At 34.0% G+C, this 18,264-nt stretch carries 16 protein-coding genes; 11 read left to right on the top strand and 5 right to left on the bottom strand.

Annotation, left to right across the window (positions count from 1 at the left end; all coding sequences use genetic code 11):
• The first annotated feature begins 546 nt into the window (after window positions 1-546).
• Genes nadA through nadC form a run of 3 tightly spaced genes read left to right on the top strand, consistent with a single transcriptional unit; the run spans window position 547 to window position 3,625 of the window.
• A complete protein-coding gene (gene nadA, locus BN2390_RS05225; RefSeq protein WP_053983300.1) occupies window positions 547-1,461 on the top strand; it encodes a quinolinate synthase NadA in 915 nt (304 codons plus the stop codon).
• Between the two features lie 24 nt (window positions 1,462-1,485).
• Window positions 1,486-2,811, top strand: a complete 1,326-nt coding sequence (locus tag BN2390_RS05230; protein ID WP_053983301.1) for an L-aspartate oxidase — start codon at window positions 1,486-1,488, stop codon at window positions 2,809-2,811.
• Window positions 2,774-3,625 (top strand): carboxylating nicotinate-nucleotide diphosphorylase, encoded by an 852-nt coding sequence (gene nadC / locus BN2390_RS05235; protein ID WP_053983302.1) that lies wholly within the window; start codon window positions 2,774-2,776, stop codon window positions 3,623-3,625. The genes BN2390_RS05230 and nadC overlap by 38 nt, the downstream gene beginning before the upstream one ends.
• A 432-nt stretch (window positions 3,626-4,057) precedes the next feature.
• Here the strand turns inward: nadC and dapA are convergent, their stop codons facing one another.
• Window positions 4,058-4,939, bottom strand: coding sequence for a 4-hydroxy-tetrahydrodipicolinate synthase (gene dapA, locus BN2390_RS05245; RefSeq protein WP_053983304.1), 882 nt, complete (start codon window positions 4,937-4,939; stop codon window positions 4,058-4,060).
• Between the two features lie 294 nt (window positions 4,940-5,233).
• Here dapA and hpf point away from each other — a divergent pair, with 294 nt between their 5' ends.
• The 4 genes from hpf (at window position 5,234) to BN2390_RS05265 (ending at window position 8,090) form a co-directional block, all read left to right on the top strand.
• Window positions 5,234-5,767 carry a ribosome hibernation-promoting factor, HPF/YfiA family gene (gene hpf / locus BN2390_RS05250; RefSeq protein ID WP_053983305.1) on the top strand — a complete coding sequence of 178 codons (534 nt, stop codon included), beginning with the start codon at window positions 5,234-5,236 and terminating at the stop codon, window positions 5,765-5,767.
• A 272-nt stretch (window positions 5,768-6,039) separates the two neighbouring features.
• Window positions 6,040-6,753: a purine-nucleoside phosphorylase gene (gene deoD, locus BN2390_RS05255; RefSeq protein ID WP_053983306.1), complete on the top strand. Its 714-nt coding sequence runs from the start codon at window positions 6,040-6,042 to the stop codon at window positions 6,751-6,753.
• 280 nt (window positions 6,754-7,033) lie between these two features.
• Window positions 7,034-7,582 carry a hypothetical protein gene (locus BN2390_RS05260; protein ID WP_053983307.1) on the top strand — a complete coding sequence of 183 codons (549 nt, stop codon included), beginning with the start codon at window positions 7,034-7,036 and terminating at the stop codon, window positions 7,580-7,582.
• A gap of 19 nt (window positions 7,583-7,601) precedes the next feature.
• Window positions 7,602-8,090, top strand: a complete 489-nt coding sequence (locus BN2390_RS05265) for a hypothetical protein (RefSeq protein ID WP_053983308.1) — start codon at window positions 7,602-7,604, stop codon at window positions 8,088-8,090.
• A gap of 97 nt (window positions 8,091-8,187) precedes the next feature.
• On the opposite strand, the gene BN2390_RS05270 is transcribed toward BN2390_RS05265, so the two are convergent.
• Window positions 8,188-9,702 carry a bifunctional metallophosphatase/5'-nucleotidase gene (locus tag BN2390_RS05270; RefSeq protein WP_053983309.1) on the bottom strand — a complete coding sequence of 505 codons (1,515 nt, stop codon included), beginning with the start codon at window positions 9,700-9,702 and terminating at the stop codon, window positions 8,188-8,190.
• A gap of 205 nt (window positions 9,703-9,907) precedes the next feature.
• On the opposite strand from BN2390_RS05270, the gene BN2390_RS05275 reads away from it, so the two are divergent.
• The 4 genes from BN2390_RS05275 (at window position 9,908) to BN2390_RS05290 (ending at window position 14,089) form a co-directional block, all read left to right on the top strand.
• Window positions 9,908-10,675, top strand: a complete 768-nt coding sequence (locus tag BN2390_RS05275) for an ABC transporter ATP-binding protein (RefSeq protein WP_053983310.1) — start codon at window positions 9,908-9,910, stop codon at window positions 10,673-10,675.
• The gene (locus BN2390_RS05280; RefSeq protein WP_053983311.1) at window positions 10,672-12,693 is read left to right on the top strand and encodes an ABC transporter permease subunit/CPBP intramembrane protease; all 2,022 of its coding nucleotides are present in this window, start codon (window positions 10,672-10,674) and stop codon (window positions 12,691-12,693) included. The genes BN2390_RS05275 and BN2390_RS05280 overlap by 4 nt, the downstream gene beginning before the upstream one ends.
• An 87-nt stretch (window positions 12,694-12,780) precedes the next feature.
• Window positions 12,781-13,608, top strand: a complete 828-nt coding sequence (gene map, locus BN2390_RS05285) for a type I methionyl aminopeptidase (RefSeq protein WP_154668777.1) — start codon at window positions 12,781-12,783, stop codon at window positions 13,606-13,608.
• A gap of 37 nt (window positions 13,609-13,645) precedes the next feature.
• The gene (locus BN2390_RS05290; protein ID WP_082238592.1) at window positions 13,646-14,089 is read left to right on the top strand and encodes a GNAT family N-acetyltransferase; all 444 of its coding nucleotides are present in this window, start codon (window positions 13,646-13,648) and stop codon (window positions 14,087-14,089) included.
• Window positions 14,090-14,193: 104 nt separating this feature from the next.
• On the opposite strand, the gene BN2390_RS05295 is transcribed toward BN2390_RS05290, so the two are convergent.
• The 3 genes from BN2390_RS05295 to BN2390_RS05305 are packed head-to-tail and all read right to left on the bottom strand — an operon-like array spanning window position 14,194 to window position 18,207.
• Window positions 14,194-16,041 (bottom strand): ABC transporter ATP-binding protein, encoded by a 1,848-nt coding sequence (locus BN2390_RS05295; RefSeq protein WP_053983314.1) that lies wholly within the window; start codon window positions 16,039-16,041, stop codon window positions 14,194-14,196.
• Window positions 16,031-17,767 (bottom strand): ABC transporter ATP-binding protein, encoded by a 1,737-nt coding sequence (locus tag BN2390_RS05300; protein ID WP_053983315.1) that lies wholly within the window; start codon window positions 17,765-17,767, stop codon window positions 16,031-16,033. Before BN2390_RS05300 ends, BN2390_RS05295 begins: the two co-directional genes overlap by 11 nt.
• Window positions 17,755-18,207, bottom strand: coding sequence for a MarR family winged helix-turn-helix transcriptional regulator (locus BN2390_RS05305; RefSeq protein ID WP_053983316.1), 453 nt, complete (start codon window positions 18,205-18,207; stop codon window positions 17,755-17,757). Before BN2390_RS05305 ends, BN2390_RS05300 begins: the two co-directional genes overlap by 13 nt.
• Window positions 18,208-18,264 lie beyond the last annotated feature (57 nt).

Consider the following 18,264-nt stretch of genomic DNA (forward strand, 5'->3'; position numbering starts at 1 on the left):
CCATGGAGGTCATCCACGCATCACCGCCCTTTTCTACTTAGAAAGTTAACTTTTCACTTCCAGTGACATGCCGTGGAGAGGAAAGAAGAGCAAACATCTCTTCTTTGGAAGGCAAAACCTTGCATGTCCCAATGTCTTTTGCTATCTTTCTACCGGAACGGCTATGATGTGATGGGCTGTAAGGTGAGTTATTGTATGCAAACTTTCTCCGCAAACTTTTTAGAGAGGCTTAGTAAATGGAATCAAACTGGTTTTAGGGAAATGTTTGAAGAAAAGTGAACTTCTTTTCTGAGTTTTGACCGTTAGTTTGATGGAATGAACTTAGCCTGTCTTAAAAGGCGAGGACTAGAAGTTGGAATACAATAAGCTTGCCTACATGCCCTCACACTAACCAAATATTTATTATTTAGGTAAGTCTATAGCAAAGATTTGCAATAGAATAACAGATAAAATAAAAACGCATTACATGTGACAAGACATATGTATTGTAAAAAATATTAAACAGTGGTATATTAACATTTATATGACATACAAGAGAGGTGAACTATGAAAAAGCAAGAACTCATTCAGGCAATACAAACTTTAAAAAAAGAAAAAGATGCTATTATTTTAGCTCATTACTATACAGATGGAGATGTACAAGAAATAGCAGATTATGTGGGTGATTCCTATTATTTATCAAAGATAGCTAAGGAAGCACCACAGCAATTGATTGTTTTTTGTGGTGTACTTTTTATGGGGGAAAGTGCTAAGATTCTTAATCCAGATAAAAAGGTACTCATGCCAGATCCTAAAGCAGATTGCCCAATGGCTCATATGGTGACCTTAGAAGAAATTAAGAGAGTACGTGCAGAGCATGAAGACTTAGCAGTCGTGTGTTATATTAACTCAACTGCAGAGATTAAAGCGTTATCAGATGTCTGCGTAACCTCTGCAAATGCTTTAAAGATAGTAAAAAATATTGAGGCATCTAAGATTTTCTTTATTCCAGATGAGAACCTAGGAAGTTATGTAGCACAGCAAGTACCAGAAAAAGAATTTATTTTTAATAAGGGATTTTGTCCAATACATAAGAGCATGTCTAAAGAATTAGTACAAGAAGCTAAAGCACAGTATCCAGAGGCAGAGATTTTAATCCATCCAGAGTGTACACCAGATGTTGTTGCGTTAGGTGATTATGTAGGAAGTACAAGTGGCATTATTGAATATGCAACGAAGAGTAATAAAGAAGAGTTTATTGTTTGTACAGAGATTGGTATAGAGTATGCTCTTAAACAAAATAATCCTCATAAAGTTTTTCGTTTTGTAGGGGAAATGAAAGCCTGTGTAAGTATGAAATGTGTAAGTTTAGAAACACTCTATGAGACTTTAAAAAATGAGCAATATGAGATAACTTTAGACGAAGATGTTATGAAAAAAGCAGAACATGCATTACTTGAGATGCATCGTTTAGCACAATAAGAATGCTTAAAAAGAAGGGATAATATGAACGACTCATATGATGTAATTATAGTAGGAACAGGGGTATCAGGGCTATTTGCAGCACTTCACTTACCTAGTACTTATAAAATTTTAATGATTAGTAAGGATACATTAGAAGCAAGCGACTCTTACCTTGCTCAAGGTGGTATTTCTACATTAAAACATGAAAATGACTATGTAAGTTATTTTGAAGATACTTTAAAAGCAGGAAGATATGAAAATAACAAAGAAGCAGTAGACATTATGATCAAAGAATCAACACGTACAATTAATGAGCTCATTCAGTATGGTGTAGCATTTGATTCATATGACGGTGAGCTAATTTATACCAGAGAAGGCGCACATTCTACCAATCGTATTTTGCATCATAAAGATATTACAGGCAAAGAAATTACTTCTAAGCTTTTAGAAAGAGTAAAAGAAAAAGAGAATATTGAATTAGTAGAGTTTGTAACAATGATAGACTTACTTACAGTAGATCATACATGTAAGGGGATAGTTGTAAAATATAATAAAGGTCATAAAATGATTTATAGTAAGCAAGTGATCTTGGCAACAGGTGGTATAGGAGGCTTGTTTGAAAGCTCCACAAACTATAAGCACTTAACAGGAGATAGCTTAGCAATTGCTCTAAAGCATCATATTGAATTACAAGATATTCATTACATACAAATCCACCCAACTACTTTATATAGTCGTAAACAAGGACGACGTTTCCTTATATCAGAAGCAGTGAGAGGTGAGGGAGGTATTCTTCTTAATAAGAATAAAAAGCGATTTGTAGATGAACTTTTACCTAGGGATGTAGTAAGTGTAGCAATTTATGATCAAATGGTAAAAGACAAGAGCCCATATGTTTGGCTTTCGTTAAAACATTTAGGTGCAGAGAAAATTAAACAACGCTTCCCTAATATCTATGAGCGATGCCTAGAAGAGGGGTATGATTTAGCCTATGAGCCTATACCGGTTACACCTGCACAGCATTATTTTATGGGTGGTGTGAAAGTGAATATGCATAGTCAAACCTCTATGAAAGCTTTATATGCTGTAGGAGAAACGAGTTGTAATGGTGTACATGGACGTAATAGGTTAGCTAGCAATTCTTTATTAGAAAGTCTTATATTTGCAAGAAGAGCTGCCGAAAGTATTATTAGTGAAATGAATAATATGGATAAACAAGATTACAATGATTCTCTAAAACAGGTTACATATGAGGAAGATAGCAGAAATTTAGAAACACAATACAAAGAACTTATTTTAGGTGAGATTAAGCGAAAGGATGAGAAATTCTATGATCAATGGTGTCACAATGACAATCAATGTGGATGATAAAATACTTTTAGCTTTACAAGAGGATATTACAAGTGAGGATGTTACAACCAATGCTATAGTAAGAAAACCTACACCAGCTCGCGCAGAACTGATTTGTAAGCAAGATGGTATATTAGCAGGGATTGAAGTTTTTAGACGTACTTTTGAACTATTAGGTGATATTTGTTTTACAACAGAGTATCAAGATGGAGCATCTATTAAAAAGGGGGATTTAATAGGTGTACTTGAAGGAGATGCAAAGGTTGTTTTATCAGGGGAGAGAACAGCGCTTAACTACCTTCAACGTATGAGTGGAATTGCGACCATGACAAATGAATTAGTAGCTGAACTAGAAGGTAGCAAGACTAAACTACTAGATACACGTAAAACAACTCCAGGGATGCGCGTATTTGAAAAGTACGCTGTAAAAGTAGGAGGCGGATACAATCATAGATTTAATCTATCAGATGGTATTCTTATAAAGGATAATCATATTGGAGCAGCTGGTGGCGTGAAAGAAGCTATTGTAATGGCAAAAGAATATGCACCATTTGTAAGAAAGATAGAGGTAGAAGTAGAAAATCTAGATATGTTAGAGGAAGCATTAGAAGCAGGTGCAGATATTATTATGCTAGATAATATGTCACTAGAGATGATGGAAGAAGCTGTACAAAAAGTTGCTGGAAGAGCACAAACAGAGTGTTCAGGTAACGTATCTAAAGAAAGATTAAAAGATATTGCTAAGGTAGGAGTAGACTATGTGTCTTGCGGAGCACTTACACATTCAGCACCTATATTGGACTTTTCACTTAAAAATTTAATAAATCTATAAAGATGCCAAGATATTACAGAATATCAAAAGATAATCAATGTACTTTTAAAGGATAAATATGTTAATGTCATAGTATAACAAATGCATAGATTTAGGAGGTTGACGTGATATTAACATGAGAAGAGATGACTTTACTGCTGTTTTAGGAAAAACTTATATGAAGATGTGTATGTGGATGCCCTGGATTGCACTAATCCTGATATTAGGAGCTAAAACTTTAAATACATCATTTGAGAAAAGTGTTATTTATGTTGTTGCAACATTACTTATGATCAATGCTTTATATTTAGGATATAAATTTTTAATGTATAAGCAAAGTAAATGTTATAAATGATTGATTATAATTTAGGCATATGTAAAATATCTATATAAAATATTAAAGGGCTACCATGGGGTAGCCCTTTAATATTTTATTGTTACTTAGTAAGGAATTTATTTAAGAAGTCCATATTGAGTAAGAACCTTTTGAAGGACAGCTTCATTTTGTGGTTCCATGTCAATAAGAGGAAGACGACATCCACCTACATTCATACCCATTAAATTCATTGCTTTCTTTACAGGTACTGGACTTGGTTCGCAAAAGAGTGCTTTAACCATAGGAAGTACTTGAAGTTGAAGTTTTCTTGCAGTTTCAATATCACCATCAAAGAAAGCTTGGCAAAGTGCATGTGTATCACTAGGGATGATATTAGCCATAACAGAGATTACGCCTTTACCACCGAATGCAAGATAAGGAAGTACAAGTCCATCTTCACCGGAATAAATACTAAAATCACTTGGGCAAATATTCATAAGTTCTCCCACATGAGAGAAGTTACATTCTTTAATTGCTACGATATTTTCGATTTGAGCAAGTTTTGCTGTTGTTTCAGGAGCTAAGTCTAATACAGTACGTGAAGGTACATTGTAAAGAATAATTGGTGTAGATACACTTTTAGCAATAGCACTAAAATGTTCATAAAGTCCTTTTTGAGAAGTTTTGTTATAGTAAGGAACTACGCTAAGAATAGCATCTACTCCTACAGACTCAGCATAACGGCTTGTAGCAATAGCATGATGTGTATCATTACTTCCAGCACCTGCAATAACAGGAATACGTTTAGCCACCTTTTCTACAGTATATCGAATAGCTTCGCGATGTTCTTCCATAGGCATTGTAGGGGCTTCACCTGTTGTACCACAAATAATAATGGCATCAGTACCTTCAGCAATGTGCCATTCAATGAGTTCTCCTAATTTATCAAAATCAATACCCGTTTCATTGAAAGGGGTAATAATTGCAACACCAGAACCAGTAAAAATTGGTTGTTTCATAAAAATGTCCTCCTTATAAATAAGTCATTCTAAGATATTATACTATGGGGATTACTAATAGTATATACAGGAATGACATAAGTGGGGCATAGCTCATATAATATTTCTATATATTTTTGTAAATATGGAACATCTTGATAAAAAAATAAGAGTTAAATTTATATTTAAGTATAAAATAATAAAAAAATAAATTAAATTATATATAAAAAAGAGGAAATAGAAATAAAACGTAGAATATATATATTATAAAGCTTACCAAGACAACAAGGTAGTGTATTGAAAGGAGAGATACAGATGAAATACAACATTATAGGTAAAAATATTGAGGTAACAAAAGGTCTTGAAAATGCAGTAGTAGATAAGCTTCATAAACTCGATAAGTACTTCAACGAGGAAACTCCAGTACAAGTGATGCTTAGTGTAGAAAAACAACGACACATTATCGAGATTACCATTCCTTTCAATGGACAAATTTTAAGAGGCGAGATAGATGGCAAAGATATGTATGCAATTATTGATGATGCCGTTGCCATCATCGAAAGACAAGTGGTACGTTTTAAAAATAAATTAAGACGTCGCCATAGAGGCAATCCAATAGGATTTGCAGATGATTTTATGAGTGCAGATTATGATGAAGATGAAACACTTAGAATTGACAGAAGAAAACAATTTGCTGTTAAACCCATGGATATAGAAGAAGCTATTATGCAGATGGAATTAGTGGGACATACATTCTTTGTTTATAGAGATGCACAAACTGAAGAGGTAAATGTAGTTTATAAACGTAAAAATGGAACATATGGATTAATTGAGCCAGTAGTAAGTTAATTCATTCAATAAATAAGTACCTAGGAGACCATTTATAAAGATGGTCTCTTTTTAATTTGGAAATATGATGAATAGGAAATTGGATTACATAAATATAATAAGGGTTTTAGGCGTATAATAATTAAAGTCTATTGAAAATAAGGGGAAGTGCTTGATAAAACTAAGATTAAAAGGTAAAATATTACATAAGCCTTTCTCTACCTTGCAAACTGAATCCGTGACATGATACATTGAAAAAGGTAGATGAAAAAATTTCATACAGGAGGATTATTATGAATAATACACCAACTCCACATAACGGCGCAAAACTAGGTGATATTGCAAAAACAGTATTAATGCCTGGTGACCCATTACGTGCAAAATTTTTAGCAGATACTTATTTAGAGGATGTAGTACAATACAACTCTGTAAGAGGAATGTACGGATATACAGGAACTTATAAAGGAAAACGCGTATCTGTTCAAGGACATGGTATGGGAATTCCATCTATTGGAATCTATACTTATGAGCTTTTCAATTTCTATGGTGTTGAAAATATCATTCGTATTGGTTCAGCTGGTGCGATTGATGAAAGTCTTCACATCGGTGATATCGTAATCGGTATGGGTGCATGTACAAACTCAAACTATGAGGATCAATATAAATTACCAGGTCGTTTCTCTGCAATTGCTTCATTTGATCTTGTAAAAAAAGCAGCAGACGAAGCTGAACGCTTAGGATATACTTACAAAGTAGGTAACTTATTATCAAGTGATACATTCTATGATGATGGCCAAACTCTTAAAGATTGGCAAAAAATGGGTGTATTAGCAGTTGAGATGGAAGCAACAGCACTTTATATGAATGCTGCACGTGCAGGTAAAAAAGCACTTACAATTTGTACAGTTTCAGATTGCCCATTCACAGGAGAAGCAACAACAGCTGAAGAACGTCAAACTAAATTCACTCAAATGATGGATGTAGCATTATCATTAATCGAAGAGTAAGATTAAAGGCCGAGTAATTAAACTACTCGGTCTTTTGTTATGTATAGGGATTAGCTTTTGAATTAAGTAGATTATATTTGATTAAAGTATAGAGTTTACATTAGGCATGGAATTGCTATAGGCCATAAAGTAAGAAGATGTAAAAATTAAATGATATAAATTAAATGATATAAATTAAAGATATTGAATAATGAGGTCAATATAGACTACAATAGAAGTAAGTGGAAGAAAATGTATTAAGGCCATTACAATTTTTGAGAACACTTAATGATTGGGGGGATTGAGTACGAAAACATGGTTTAATGGAGACGGTGAAAGTAAGAGGAAGTTTGGGGGTAACAATCGCAGAGGGACTTTAAGTGATGAACTAAATAGAGCCGAACGGATAGGGAAGCAACTTAGGTGTGATGAAGCAGAGCTTAAGCCTATACAAATGTCTATACCAGTTCCGTCCAAACGCGAGTTGGTAATAGAAGAAATAGCCAAAGAAGCAAAGCCCAATTTAAATATAAATGAACCTTGGCAACCACAAAGAGTAGCTATTGACTATGAGATTAGATATGGAAGTAGGGAAGAGGCTCAATTATCACCAAGTACTGAAAAAATGGTATCAGATACTGTATCACCAATTCAGGCAAATATCACAATATCTTTTGACAAAGATCATACAATGGCCTTTAATATGAATATAGAATCTATTATTATGATTTTAAATAGTTCAGGAGAACAATTCGATTTTAAAATCACAAATGATGGTGAAGGTGGGCAAAAATTAAATATTACTGCTCCAACTAAGGTCCTTTATAAGATCTTAGCTTTATTTGAATAACCTAGAAGGATGTGACTATATGGAACTTAAATGCACAAAGGAAGAGTTTAAAGCATTATTAGACTTAGTATATGCAGGGAATTTATTAATTAATGGGATGAGAGAAGTAGATGAACGTATTTTACCTCACTCAGAAATGGAACAAAAGATCTTTGCTATGGCAAAAGAATTTGGCTATGAAGAACTTATTGAGTTTGATGACGAATTTAATGAATATATGCCTACTAGAGCCTATGAAAATAGTGAAGTAAATGACTATATCGATGCATATGAAGATAAAGTATTCTGGGAAGAACTTGTTGTACGTATGGCACGTAGACAAGCGCTTAATGAGTTAGGTGATGAAAATCCTGACATGACAAGTGCAGAACTTAGACAAAGACAAATTGAATTAGAAGAATATTATGAAGATGAATTTATTGAAAATGGTATCTATCATTTAAAATGGATTAGACCTGAAATTCAATCTGAAGAAGCAGCAAAAAAAGGAAGCAAATTAGAAGATTAAGAAAGAGGCGATTACATATTTGTAATCGCCTCTTTCTTTTCATTATACCTAAAGATGGCATGCTTATCTTAATTCATTCATATGAATTAAGATAAGACTATTTTTTTATAGTAATGTAGTTTGTTGGATCTACAGTTACATGCTTATGCTTCATGAAGTAATCGATAATAATCTCTGGCATTTCAACTAGAATCTCTTGAACAACTTTGCAACTTGGATACATACCATATCCGCCTACACCACTATAACGATAGTTATTCATAGCAAGTGTTAAAGTATCTTCTAGGCCCACTTCTTTATCATGAAGAGTCATGGAAACGACACGTTCACCTACTGGTTTTGTAAGGTCGAGAGTATAGTGAAGAGGAGCAAAATAATCATAGTTGTAATGAGATACTTTAGGCTTTAAGAATTTGTCTGAAATAGAGATTTCATCATTTTCTAAATGGAAGTAGCTTGCTGTGTTTTCAAGACCTTCTTTTAATATTTCTCCTGTAACTTCTAAGACAATTAATGTATTTGGGAAGATATAAGTAGAAACAATATCACGTACTGTAACTTCTTGATTAAATCCTTTAACACTGTTGGCAAATGAAGTACAGGCGATGTCAGCACCGCTACGTTCTAATTGAACTTGGTTAATAAAGTTTGCAAGTGGTGTACCATGAAGAGCCATTTCTAAATGATCACTTGGTGTAAGGGGCATGTTTAAGAAACCAACAGGTTCATCTAACCAAGTTTGAAGAGCTGATTCAATAGGCATTAACTCATTATAAAGACGTTCATTGTATTCAATACCTGTTGAAATAAGTTCAGATTGTGTAGATGTTGTTCCATCTTCAGCTACCTCAACTTCAACTTTAGCAAATTGAGTACCATATTGAGGTGTTTGAACAAGATGCGTACCACAGATTTCTTTGCCAAACATAGGTATATGTTGGTGACCTGTAAGAAGTACATCAAAATCAAAAGCTTCACAAATGGCATAAGCTAAGTTTTCTTTGCTCTCACTTAATTTTTTATTTGTTTCTAGATCATATTCTAATCCGCCGTGGTAAATTCCTACCATTAAATCTACCTGACCTTTAAGTGCTTCATAACTTGGGCGAATGCTATCAAGTGTAGCAGATACCATAAAGTTAGTTAAGTTTTCTTTCTTTTCCCATACAGGAATAAATTCTGTACTTACTCCAATTAAACCTACTTTTAATCCATTTTCTAATGTATGAATAGCATGTTTTTGAATAGGAAGTTGGTCTAGTTTATCATCTACATTCGTACAAAGACATGTAGCATTTACATAATCTAAGTAGCTTTTTAAATAATCATAGCCATAGTTAAAGTCATGATTTCCTAAAGTAATATAGTCATAACCAGCCACATTCATAACTTCTGCAATTGGATTTTTAGGTAAAGGTTGGCGACTTAAAAAAGTTGTAAAAGGAGAACCTTGAATAGTATCTCCACCATCTATAATTAAAGTATTTCCATCCTTTTTAAATTGTTCCATCATACATAAGAAACCTTGTGGTTTCTTTTCTTGGTCTCTATAATCAGTTGGATAAACATATCCATGAACATCAGATGTAAAATAAAGCGTTAGTTTTTTCATAAAGTGCACCTCGTGAGTAATTTAAACAATCTCATGTATTATATCAATAAATAACAAATCAAGCTATCTTTAGGATATGAATTAAAAAGAAAAAATATAGTTGTAAAAATTTTGCTAATTAACCAATGTATTTAGTGTTTTAGTCTATAATGAGATTAAGAGAAAAGTCTAAACTGAAAAAATATAGAAAGATAGGAGGGATAGGATGATTCAAGTAAAACATCTTACCAAGACTTTTGTAAGAACGGTTAAATCAGGAAAAAGAATAGTGAAGGAAGATTTTAATGCGGTCGAGGATGTGTCCTTTGAGGTAGGAAAAGGAGAAGTGTATGGCATTTTAGGACCTAATGGTGCAGGTAAAACAACATTGCTTAGAATGCTAGCAGGTATTTTAACACCTACCTCGGGTGAAATAGTAGTTGGAGGCATTGAGTATAAGAAAGATAAGAATCAAGCTAAAAACCTTATTGGGTACTTATCGGGTAATACTAAATTATATGGTAGATTATCTCCAAGAGAAGTATTAGAAATCTTTGGGGGACTTTACTCTATAGATAAGGCTACGTTAGATACAAGGATTGAAGAGATTATAGAACTATTAGATATGAGGAGCTTCGTAGATAATCGCATAGATAGACTTTCTACAGGGCAGACACAAAGAGCCTCTATTGCAAGGTGCCTTATACATTCACCAGAACTCTATATTTTTGATGAACCTACATTAGGATTAGATGTATTAAGTAGTAGAACGATTATTGACTTCATGAAGAGTGAGAAGGAAAAAGGGAAAACAGTTCTCTATTCAACTCACTATATGGAAGAGGCTGAAGCTTTATGTGATCATATTATTATGATACATGAGGGGTGCATACTAGCGATGGGAACAAGTGATGAACTTAAATCTATGACTCAGACACATAATTTAAGAGATGCATTCATTCAACTCATGGAAGAAAAGGAGGTCATAGAATGAGAAGTTATATTATCAAAAACATCTTAAAAAAAGAACTGAAAGATATTTTTAGAGATAAGAAAACAATCTTCATGATGATTGTCCTACCTATTTTACTTTATCCTGCTATTATGCTAATTACATCTCAGATTACAATGTATTCTATGAATAAAACAGAAACAGCTTCTTATAAAGTGAGTGTATCTAAAGGAAAGCTACACAATCAAATAATAGAGAAACTTCTGCAGGAAGAGGACTATGAACATTTAGAATTTATTGAAGTAGGAAATCCAGGTGAAGCATTAGAACAACGAGAAATAGATGCTTATATAGAGGTAGAAGTGTTACCAACTCAGCAAATGAGTTATAAAATTTATATTAATTCATCTATAGGTCAGTCTCAAAATGCAGGGCATAAACTTCAAAACTTTTTAGAAGAATATAAGGAACAAATGATTTATAGTAACATAGAGCAAATAGGATTAGACCCTATTATTTTATTAGAGCCTGTAGTCTACGATACAGTAGACTTAGCTAAGAATGAGCAGAAGGCTGGTCAGCTAATGGCCATGATTTTACCACTCATCCTGATTATAGGTATATTAATGGGTGCACTTTATCCAGCAATTGATGTGATGGCTGGTGAAAAAGAAAGAGGTACCATTGAGACCTTATTAACTTTGCCTGTTTCTAATTTAGAATTGATTATAGGTAAGTTCTTAGCAGTAGCCATTATTTCAATCATATCGGCAGTATTAAATGTAATCTCTATTGTGGCAAGTATTATGCTTGTTATGATAAGTGCAGATTTATCAGGGATGATGAGTCAGCTTAATATAGATGCAAAGCGCTTTATTGTACCATTTTTGATTGCCTTTATATGTATTTTAATCTTTGCTTTAATTGTCAGTGCGATTAGCATGTGTGTATGTAGTATGGCAAAAAGCTTTAAAGAGGCACAGAACTATGCAACGCCACTCATGCTTGTATTAATGTTGCCTGGATATGCAAGCATGATACCGGGATTAGAGCTGACAACAGCAACAGCATGCATTCCTATTGTGAATGTCGTTTTACTGATTAAGAGCGTTTTAACTTTCCAATATAATATAGGTGCAATGGCTATAGTTATTGTCACTAACTTTGGGTTCCTTATATTATCTTTGATTATATTAGCTAAGATGTTTAATTCGGAAGAAATTTTATTTGGAAGTAGTAAGGAGTTTTCTATCTTACAAAAACGCTACAATATTCAAAAGGGTACGCTACCAACACCAAGTGATAGCTTAATGATTTATGTGATTGCATTGCTTGGAATTATTTATATAGGTAGTTTGCTTCAAGTGAAGTTAGGCTTTTTAGGTTTAGCACTTACTCAAGCATTAGTTATAGCTATTCCTATTCTATTTGGGTGGTATATCAAAACAGATTTTAAAGAAGCATTGTCGTTAAAGAAGCCGAAAGGTAAGCATATAGGTGGAGCAATTATCTTATGGGGAGGGCTATTTTTCCTTGTACAAGGTATTTCATTATTAATGATGCTTGTTTCACCAGATTTACAAGAGCTCAATAATAAGCTTGCTCAAGCAGTGACTCATCCTAATTTGTTTGTTAATTTATTGGTTGTAGCAGCTTTGCCAGCTATTTGTGAAGAAGTATTATTTAGAGGTATGATTTATAAAGGGCTTGAAGATGATGGAAAACATGTGAAATGGGCAATCATTGTATCTGGAGTTTTATTTGGAATTATGCATTTAGATTTCTTTAGGATGATACCTACAGCTATTTTGGGTATAGGTTTTGCCTATATTGTATATTCTAGTAAATCTATTTTTTTAGCGATGATGGTACATTTCTTGAATAATGGTGTTATAGTATTAGTACAGCACTTTATAGTACGCCCAGATGTAGAACCGGCTTTGACATCAGGGCAGATTATACAAAGTAGTGTTGTATATCTTTTGCTTAGTGTACTACCGTTAGTAACAGGTATGTTATTGCTAGGTTATAAAGATCAACCAAGTATTAAAAAAATATAGAGTTATTCATGAAATAGATTAAATAAAAGTAAAAATATACTTATAGTAAAGGATAACTTGTAGATAAAGGAATGAGTATAAATGAAAATGAATAGTAAGGTTAAACGTACTGCATTAGATGAAAAACTAGATTCTTATAGAAGACAGGGGTATATTGTACCACCTAAAAATATTATTAAAAATGAAAAGCAAATAGAAGCTATTAAAAAAAGTGCAGTGATTAATACAGCTATACTTGATCATGTAGCAGAACATATTAAAGAAGGTATGACTACTTTAGAAATAGATGAGATGGTTTATCGCTTTACAAAGGAACATGATGCTACGCCAGCACCTCTTAACTATCATGGTTTCCCTAAGAGTGTATGTATTTCTATCAATCAAGAAGTATGTCATGGAATTCCTTCTAAGGATAGAGTTCTTCAAAATGGCGATATCGTTAATGTAGATGTATCCACAATTTATCATGGATATTTTTCAGATGCATCTCGTATGTTTATTATTGGTGAAGCATCTGAAGAGGCTAAAAAAGTTGTAGAAGTAGCTAGAGAATGTATGCAAAAAGGGATAGAACAAGTTAAGCCATGGGGCTTATTAGGTGATGTGGGTGCAGCAATTAATGCACATGCTAAAGCACATGGATACAGTGTAGTAAGAGAAATTGGTGGACATGGAGTTGGCTTAGCGTTCCATGAAGACCCCTATGTAAGCCATGTGAGTAAGGCTGGCACAGGCATGCTTCTTGTACCAGGAATGATCTTTACTATTGAACCTATGGTCAATGTAGGAACAGCACGTGTAAAAGAAGATAAGAAAAATGGATGGACCATTTATACAGCAGATGGTAAGTTATCTGCACAATGGGAGAGTATGGTCCTTGTAACTGAAACAGGATATGAAATTTTAACTTGCTAGGATATGCTTAAATTTGATTTTTTAGGAGTAAATGAACGTGGAAAATATAGAGATTTTAAATAATATTACAGATAAAGATATGGCTAATATATTAGAGGTATGGGAGTCATCAGTAAGAGCAACCCATCTATTTTTAACAGAAGAGGATATAGTTTCTCTAAAGCCTTGTGTGGAAGAAGGGGCAAAATTCATTAGTCACTTAGCAGTCATAAGAAATGAAGAAGATGCCATCCAAGCATTTATAGGCATGCATGATAATAAAATTGAAATGTTGTTTGTAAAAGATACTTGTAGAGGTAAAGGACTTGGAAAACACCTTGTCAATTGGGCAATCAATACTTTGAATGTAAAATTTGTAGATGTAAATGAACAAAATGAGCAAGGTCTAGGATTTTATAAATATATGGGATTTGAAGTTTTTGATAGGTCAGAATTAGATGAACAGGGCAACCCTTTCCCTATACTTTATATGAGACGATAACATATGTAATTCCAAATAAATAGTTAAAAAAGGAGCTGCCACGAGCTGAGTTTAATCAGCTAATGTGACAGCTCCTTTTTATTTACTGATGTTATTGAATATTCTTATGCAGATTGATCGAATTGGCTATTGTAGAGGTCTGCATAGATGCCGCCTTTTGCAAGAAGCTCATCATGAGTACCTTGTTCAAGTACATTACCGGCTTTCATGACTAGGATAACATCTGCGTCCTTGATGGTTGAAAGGCGATGGGCGATGACGAAGTTTGTCCTGCCTTCCATAAGGCGTGTCATGGCATTTTGAATATAGTGTTCTGTACGTGTATCAACGCTACTTGTTGCTTCATCTAGAATAAGAATAGAAGGGTTAGCAAGGATGGCACGTGCGATAGTAAGAAGTTGTTTTTGGCCTTGAGAAATATTAGAGGCTTCTTCATTAAGAATTGTATCATAGCCTTGAGGTAATGTACGGATGAAGTGGTCAGCATGAGCTGCTTTTGCAACTTCTACAACTTCTTCAAAAGTAGCATTTTCTTTGCCGTAAGCAATATTATCACGGATAGAACCTTTAAAGAGCCAAGTATCTTGAAGTACCATACCAAACAGTTGACGTAAGTCTTTACGAGTTAAGTCAGTAATATCAACACCATCTACACGAATCTCTCCACCATTAAGTTCGTAGAAACGCATAAGTAGATTGATCATAGTTGTCTTACCTGCACCAGTAGGCCCTACAATAGCAATGGTTTGACCAGGCTTTACTGTAATATTAAGGTCTTTCATCAGAAGATGATCAGGTGTATAACCAAAAGATACATGATCAAATACAACTTCACCTTTTGGATTTTTTATAGTAACTGGATTTGTTGCTTCAGGTACAGATTCTTCTTCATCAAGAATGGCAAAGACCCTTTCAGCAGAGGCAATAGTAGATTGAAGAATGTTAGCAATATTAGCAAGTTGATTAATCGGTTGAGTGAACTGTCTAGAGTACTGGATGAAGGCTTGAATATCACCAATAAGTAGACGACCGCTAACAGCTAAAACACCACCTACGACAGCTACAACAACATATCCGATGTTATTAACAAGTCCCATAAGAGGCATAACAAGGCCAGAAACAAATTGTGCTTTCCAACCAGATTCATAAAGAGAATCATTAATAGATGTAAAGTGCTCTATAGATTCTTTTTCATGTCCAAATGCTTTTACAACAAGATGTCCAGTGTACATTTCTTCTATATGTCCATTAAGATCACCAAGGGCATTTTGTTGAGCAGAGAAATGTGTTTGTGAACGACCGACAATAGGGCGAATAACAAAGATACCTAGAGGAAGTGTTATAAGAATAATCAAGGTTAAAATCCAACTAATGCTAAACATCATAATGGTTACTCCAATAAGGGTTACTACAGAAGTAATAAGTTGGGTAATACTTTGTTGAAGCGTATTACTAATGTTATCTACGTCATTGGTCACTGTACTTAATAAATCTCCATTTGAATGGGAGTCAAAATATTTAAGAGGAAGACGTGATAACTTTTCGTTAACATCAGTACGTAATTTAAATACTGTGTTTTGGGCAACGTCTGCCATTAAATATTGTTGGAGATAGCTAAAGAATGCACTTAAAATATAGAAACCTGCTAGCCACATGAGAATGGTGAGTAAAGCATTAAAGTCGATACTACCAGTTCCTTTTGCCATGTTAACAACACCAGCAGCAATAGTATTGGTTGCTGACCCTAATATTTTAGGACTAGCAACGGCAAAAATTGTGCTTAAAGCTGCAAGGATGAAGACGATAATGAGTTTTGTACGAGCTGGATTAAGATAGCTTAATAAACGTCTAAAAGACCCTTTGAAGTCTTTGGCACGTGCACCAGCCATGACCATACCATGACCACCCATTGGGCCGCCAGGTCTATTTGGTTGTTTATGTTTATTTTCCATTTTCAATCTCCTCCTTTGAAAGCTGAGATAGAGCAATTTCTTTGTAGACTTCACAAGTATCTAAAAGTTCACGATGCGTACCTTGACCTACTACTTTTCCATCAAATAATACAAGAATTTCATCTGCATCCATAATCGTGCTAATACGTTGAGCAACAAGAATCATAGCAGATTCAGTAACTTCAGATTTAAGTGCTTTACGAAGTGCAGAATCTGTTTTAAAGTCAAGGGCTGAAAAGCTATCATCAAAAATATAGATTTCAGGCTGACGTACAAGGGCACGAGCAATGCAAAGACGTTGCTTTTGACCACCAGATACATTCGTACCACCTTGAGAGATATAACTATCTAACCCTTTTTCCATATTAGAAACAAAGTCACGTGCTTGAGCAATGTCTAGTGCTCTCCAAAGGTCTTCATCTGTAGCATCTTCTTTACCATATTTAAGATTGTCACGAATCGTACCACTAAAGAGTAAGGCCTTTTGAGGGACCAAGCCAACCTTATTACGAAGTTCCTCTTGGGTCATATCTTTAATATTTACACCATTAACTAAAATTTCACCTGAAGTTGTATCATAGAAGCGAGGAATTAAGTTAATCAGTGTAGATTTACCAGAGCCCGTCCCACCAATGATAGCTGTGATTTTACCAGGCGTTGTCTCAAAGGAAATGTGAGAAAGAGCAGGTTCTTCACTATTAGGATAGTTAAAGGTAACATCTTTATAAGCAATTTGACCATGTAAAGAACTATGAGTTAACTCATGAACATGATCTTGAATTTCAAAAGGTGTCTCTAAGACTTCATTAATACGTTCAGCAGATGCTGCAGCACGAGGAATCATAACAAACATCATAGTGACCATAACTAGTGCCATCATAATTTGCATAACATATTGAATAAAAGCGATTAAGCTACCCACTTCAAAACTACCGGCTTCTATGCGAACTGCACCAAACCAGATAATAGCAACAGAAGTAAGATTTAATATAATCATCATACTAGGCATAAGGACAGCCATAATTTTATTAACACGTATGGCAGTTGAAGTTAAGTCTTTATTAGCAGCGTCAAAGCGTTTTTGCTCATAGGTAACTTTATTAAAAGCACGAATAACACGAATACCTGTTAAGTTTTCTCGAAGGACTAAATTAAGTTGGTCTAATTTCACTTGCATAGATTTAAAAAGTGGCATACCAAACTTAGCAACAAGCCCAATAACAACGAGTAAAATAGGAATAGAAAAGGCCAATACAACAGAAAGTTCAAGGTTAGTAGATAAAGCCATAATAAGTCCACCAATAACCATTAAAGGTGCAGTAACCATCATACGTAAGGACATAAGCACTAATTGTTGAACTTGAGTAATATCATTGGTTGTTCTTGTAATCAATGAAGAAGTTCCTAATTTGTTAAATTCACCTAAAGAAAAGGATTCTACTTTTATAAAAAGATCACGCCTTAGATCTTTGCTAAATCCCATAGCAACTTTGGCTGAATTTAAGTTTGCAAAGACCATAAATGCACTTCCTAATAATGCAACTAAGAGCATATAAAAACCAACGGATAGGATATAGGAGGTATTACCATTAGGTATACCAATATCTACTATTTTGGCCATTAGTGTAGGAAGTAATAAGTTGGCAATCGTTTGTAAAAAAAGTAAAAACAGAGTAAGGATTGTAGCACCTAAATAAGGCTTAAGATATTTAGCTAGTCTAAACATTTTTTGTCATCTCCTTGAGCATCAGATAGATTATCTCGAACCTGCATTAAAAGTCTTTTAAGCAGTATTTGTTCCTCTATGCTTAAATCTTTGTTGTAGAGTTGTTCGTTCTGGGCATAAAGTTTATGAAGTGCTTTACAAGTAGCATGCCCCTTTTTAGTTAAAAAAGTACGGCATATACGTTTATCATTTTCATCCATTTGTTTATAAAGCATGCCAGTACGTTCAAGCCTTTTAATTGTTACAGTTACAGTAGAAGGCTTAACATGTAATTTAGAGGCCAAAGCAGATTGGTTGAGACCATCTTCTTCATAAAGACACATAAGTAGGGGGGCTTGTCCAGGGTGGAGGCCATATTCTTCAAATAATTCGTGACTTCTGGTATATTGTAAGCGTATAATTTCCCATAATAAGCTATTGATTGTAAAATGATTTTTCATGATTTCCTCCGATATTAGTTAGTTAACTAATTATATAGCGATGAAATATGATAATTT

The sequence above is a fragment of the Niameybacter massiliensis genome (assembly GCF_001282685.1).
Lineage (GTDB): Bacteria > Bacillota > Clostridia > Lachnospirales > Cellulosilyticaceae > Holtiella > Holtiella tumoricola.

Coding starts and splice junctions, on each gene's coding strand:
- nadA (WP_053983300.1), top strand. CDS start 547: ATGAAAAAGCAAGAACTCATTCAGGCAATACAAACTTTAAAAAAAGAA.
- BN2390_RS05230 (WP_053983301.1), top strand. CDS start 1,486: ATGAACGACTCATATGATGTAATTATAGTAGGAACAGGGGTATCAGGG.
- nadC (WP_053983302.1), top strand. CDS start 2,774: ATGATCAATGGTGTCACAATGACAATCAATGTGGATGATAAAATACTT.
- dapA (WP_053983304.1), bottom strand. CDS start 4,939: ATGAAACAACCAATTTTTACTGGTTCTGGTGTTGCAATTATTACCCCT.
- hpf (WP_053983305.1), top strand. CDS start 5,234: ATGAAATACAACATTATAGGTAAAAATATTGAGGTAACAAAAGGTCTT.
- deoD (WP_053983306.1), top strand. CDS start 6,040: ATGAATAATACACCAACTCCACATAACGGCGCAAAACTAGGTGATATT.
- BN2390_RS05265 (WP_053983308.1), top strand. CDS start 7,602: ATGGAACTTAAATGCACAAAGGAAGAGTTTAAAGCATTATTAGACTTA.
- BN2390_RS05270 (WP_053983309.1), bottom strand. CDS start 9,702: ATGAAAAAACTAACGCTTTATTTTACATCTGATGTTCATGGATATGTT.
- BN2390_RS05275 (WP_053983310.1), top strand. CDS start 9,908: ATGATTCAAGTAAAACATCTTACCAAGACTTTTGTAAGAACGGTTAAA.
- BN2390_RS05280 (WP_053983311.1), top strand. CDS start 10,672: ATGAGAAGTTATATTATCAAAAACATCTTAAAAAAAGAACTGAAAGAT.
- map (WP_154668777.1), top strand. CDS start 12,781: ATGAATAGTAAGGTTAAACGTACTGCATTAGATGAAAAACTAGATTCT.
- BN2390_RS05295 (WP_053983314.1), bottom strand. CDS start 16,041: ATGGAAAATAAACATAAACAACCAAATAGACCTGGCGGCCCAATGGGT.
- BN2390_RS05300 (WP_053983315.1), bottom strand. CDS start 17,767: ATGTTTAGACTAGCTAAATATCTTAAGCCTTATTTAGGTGCTACAATC.
- BN2390_RS05305 (WP_053983316.1), bottom strand. CDS start 18,207: ATGAAAAATCATTTTACAATCAATAGCTTATTATGGGAAATTATACGC.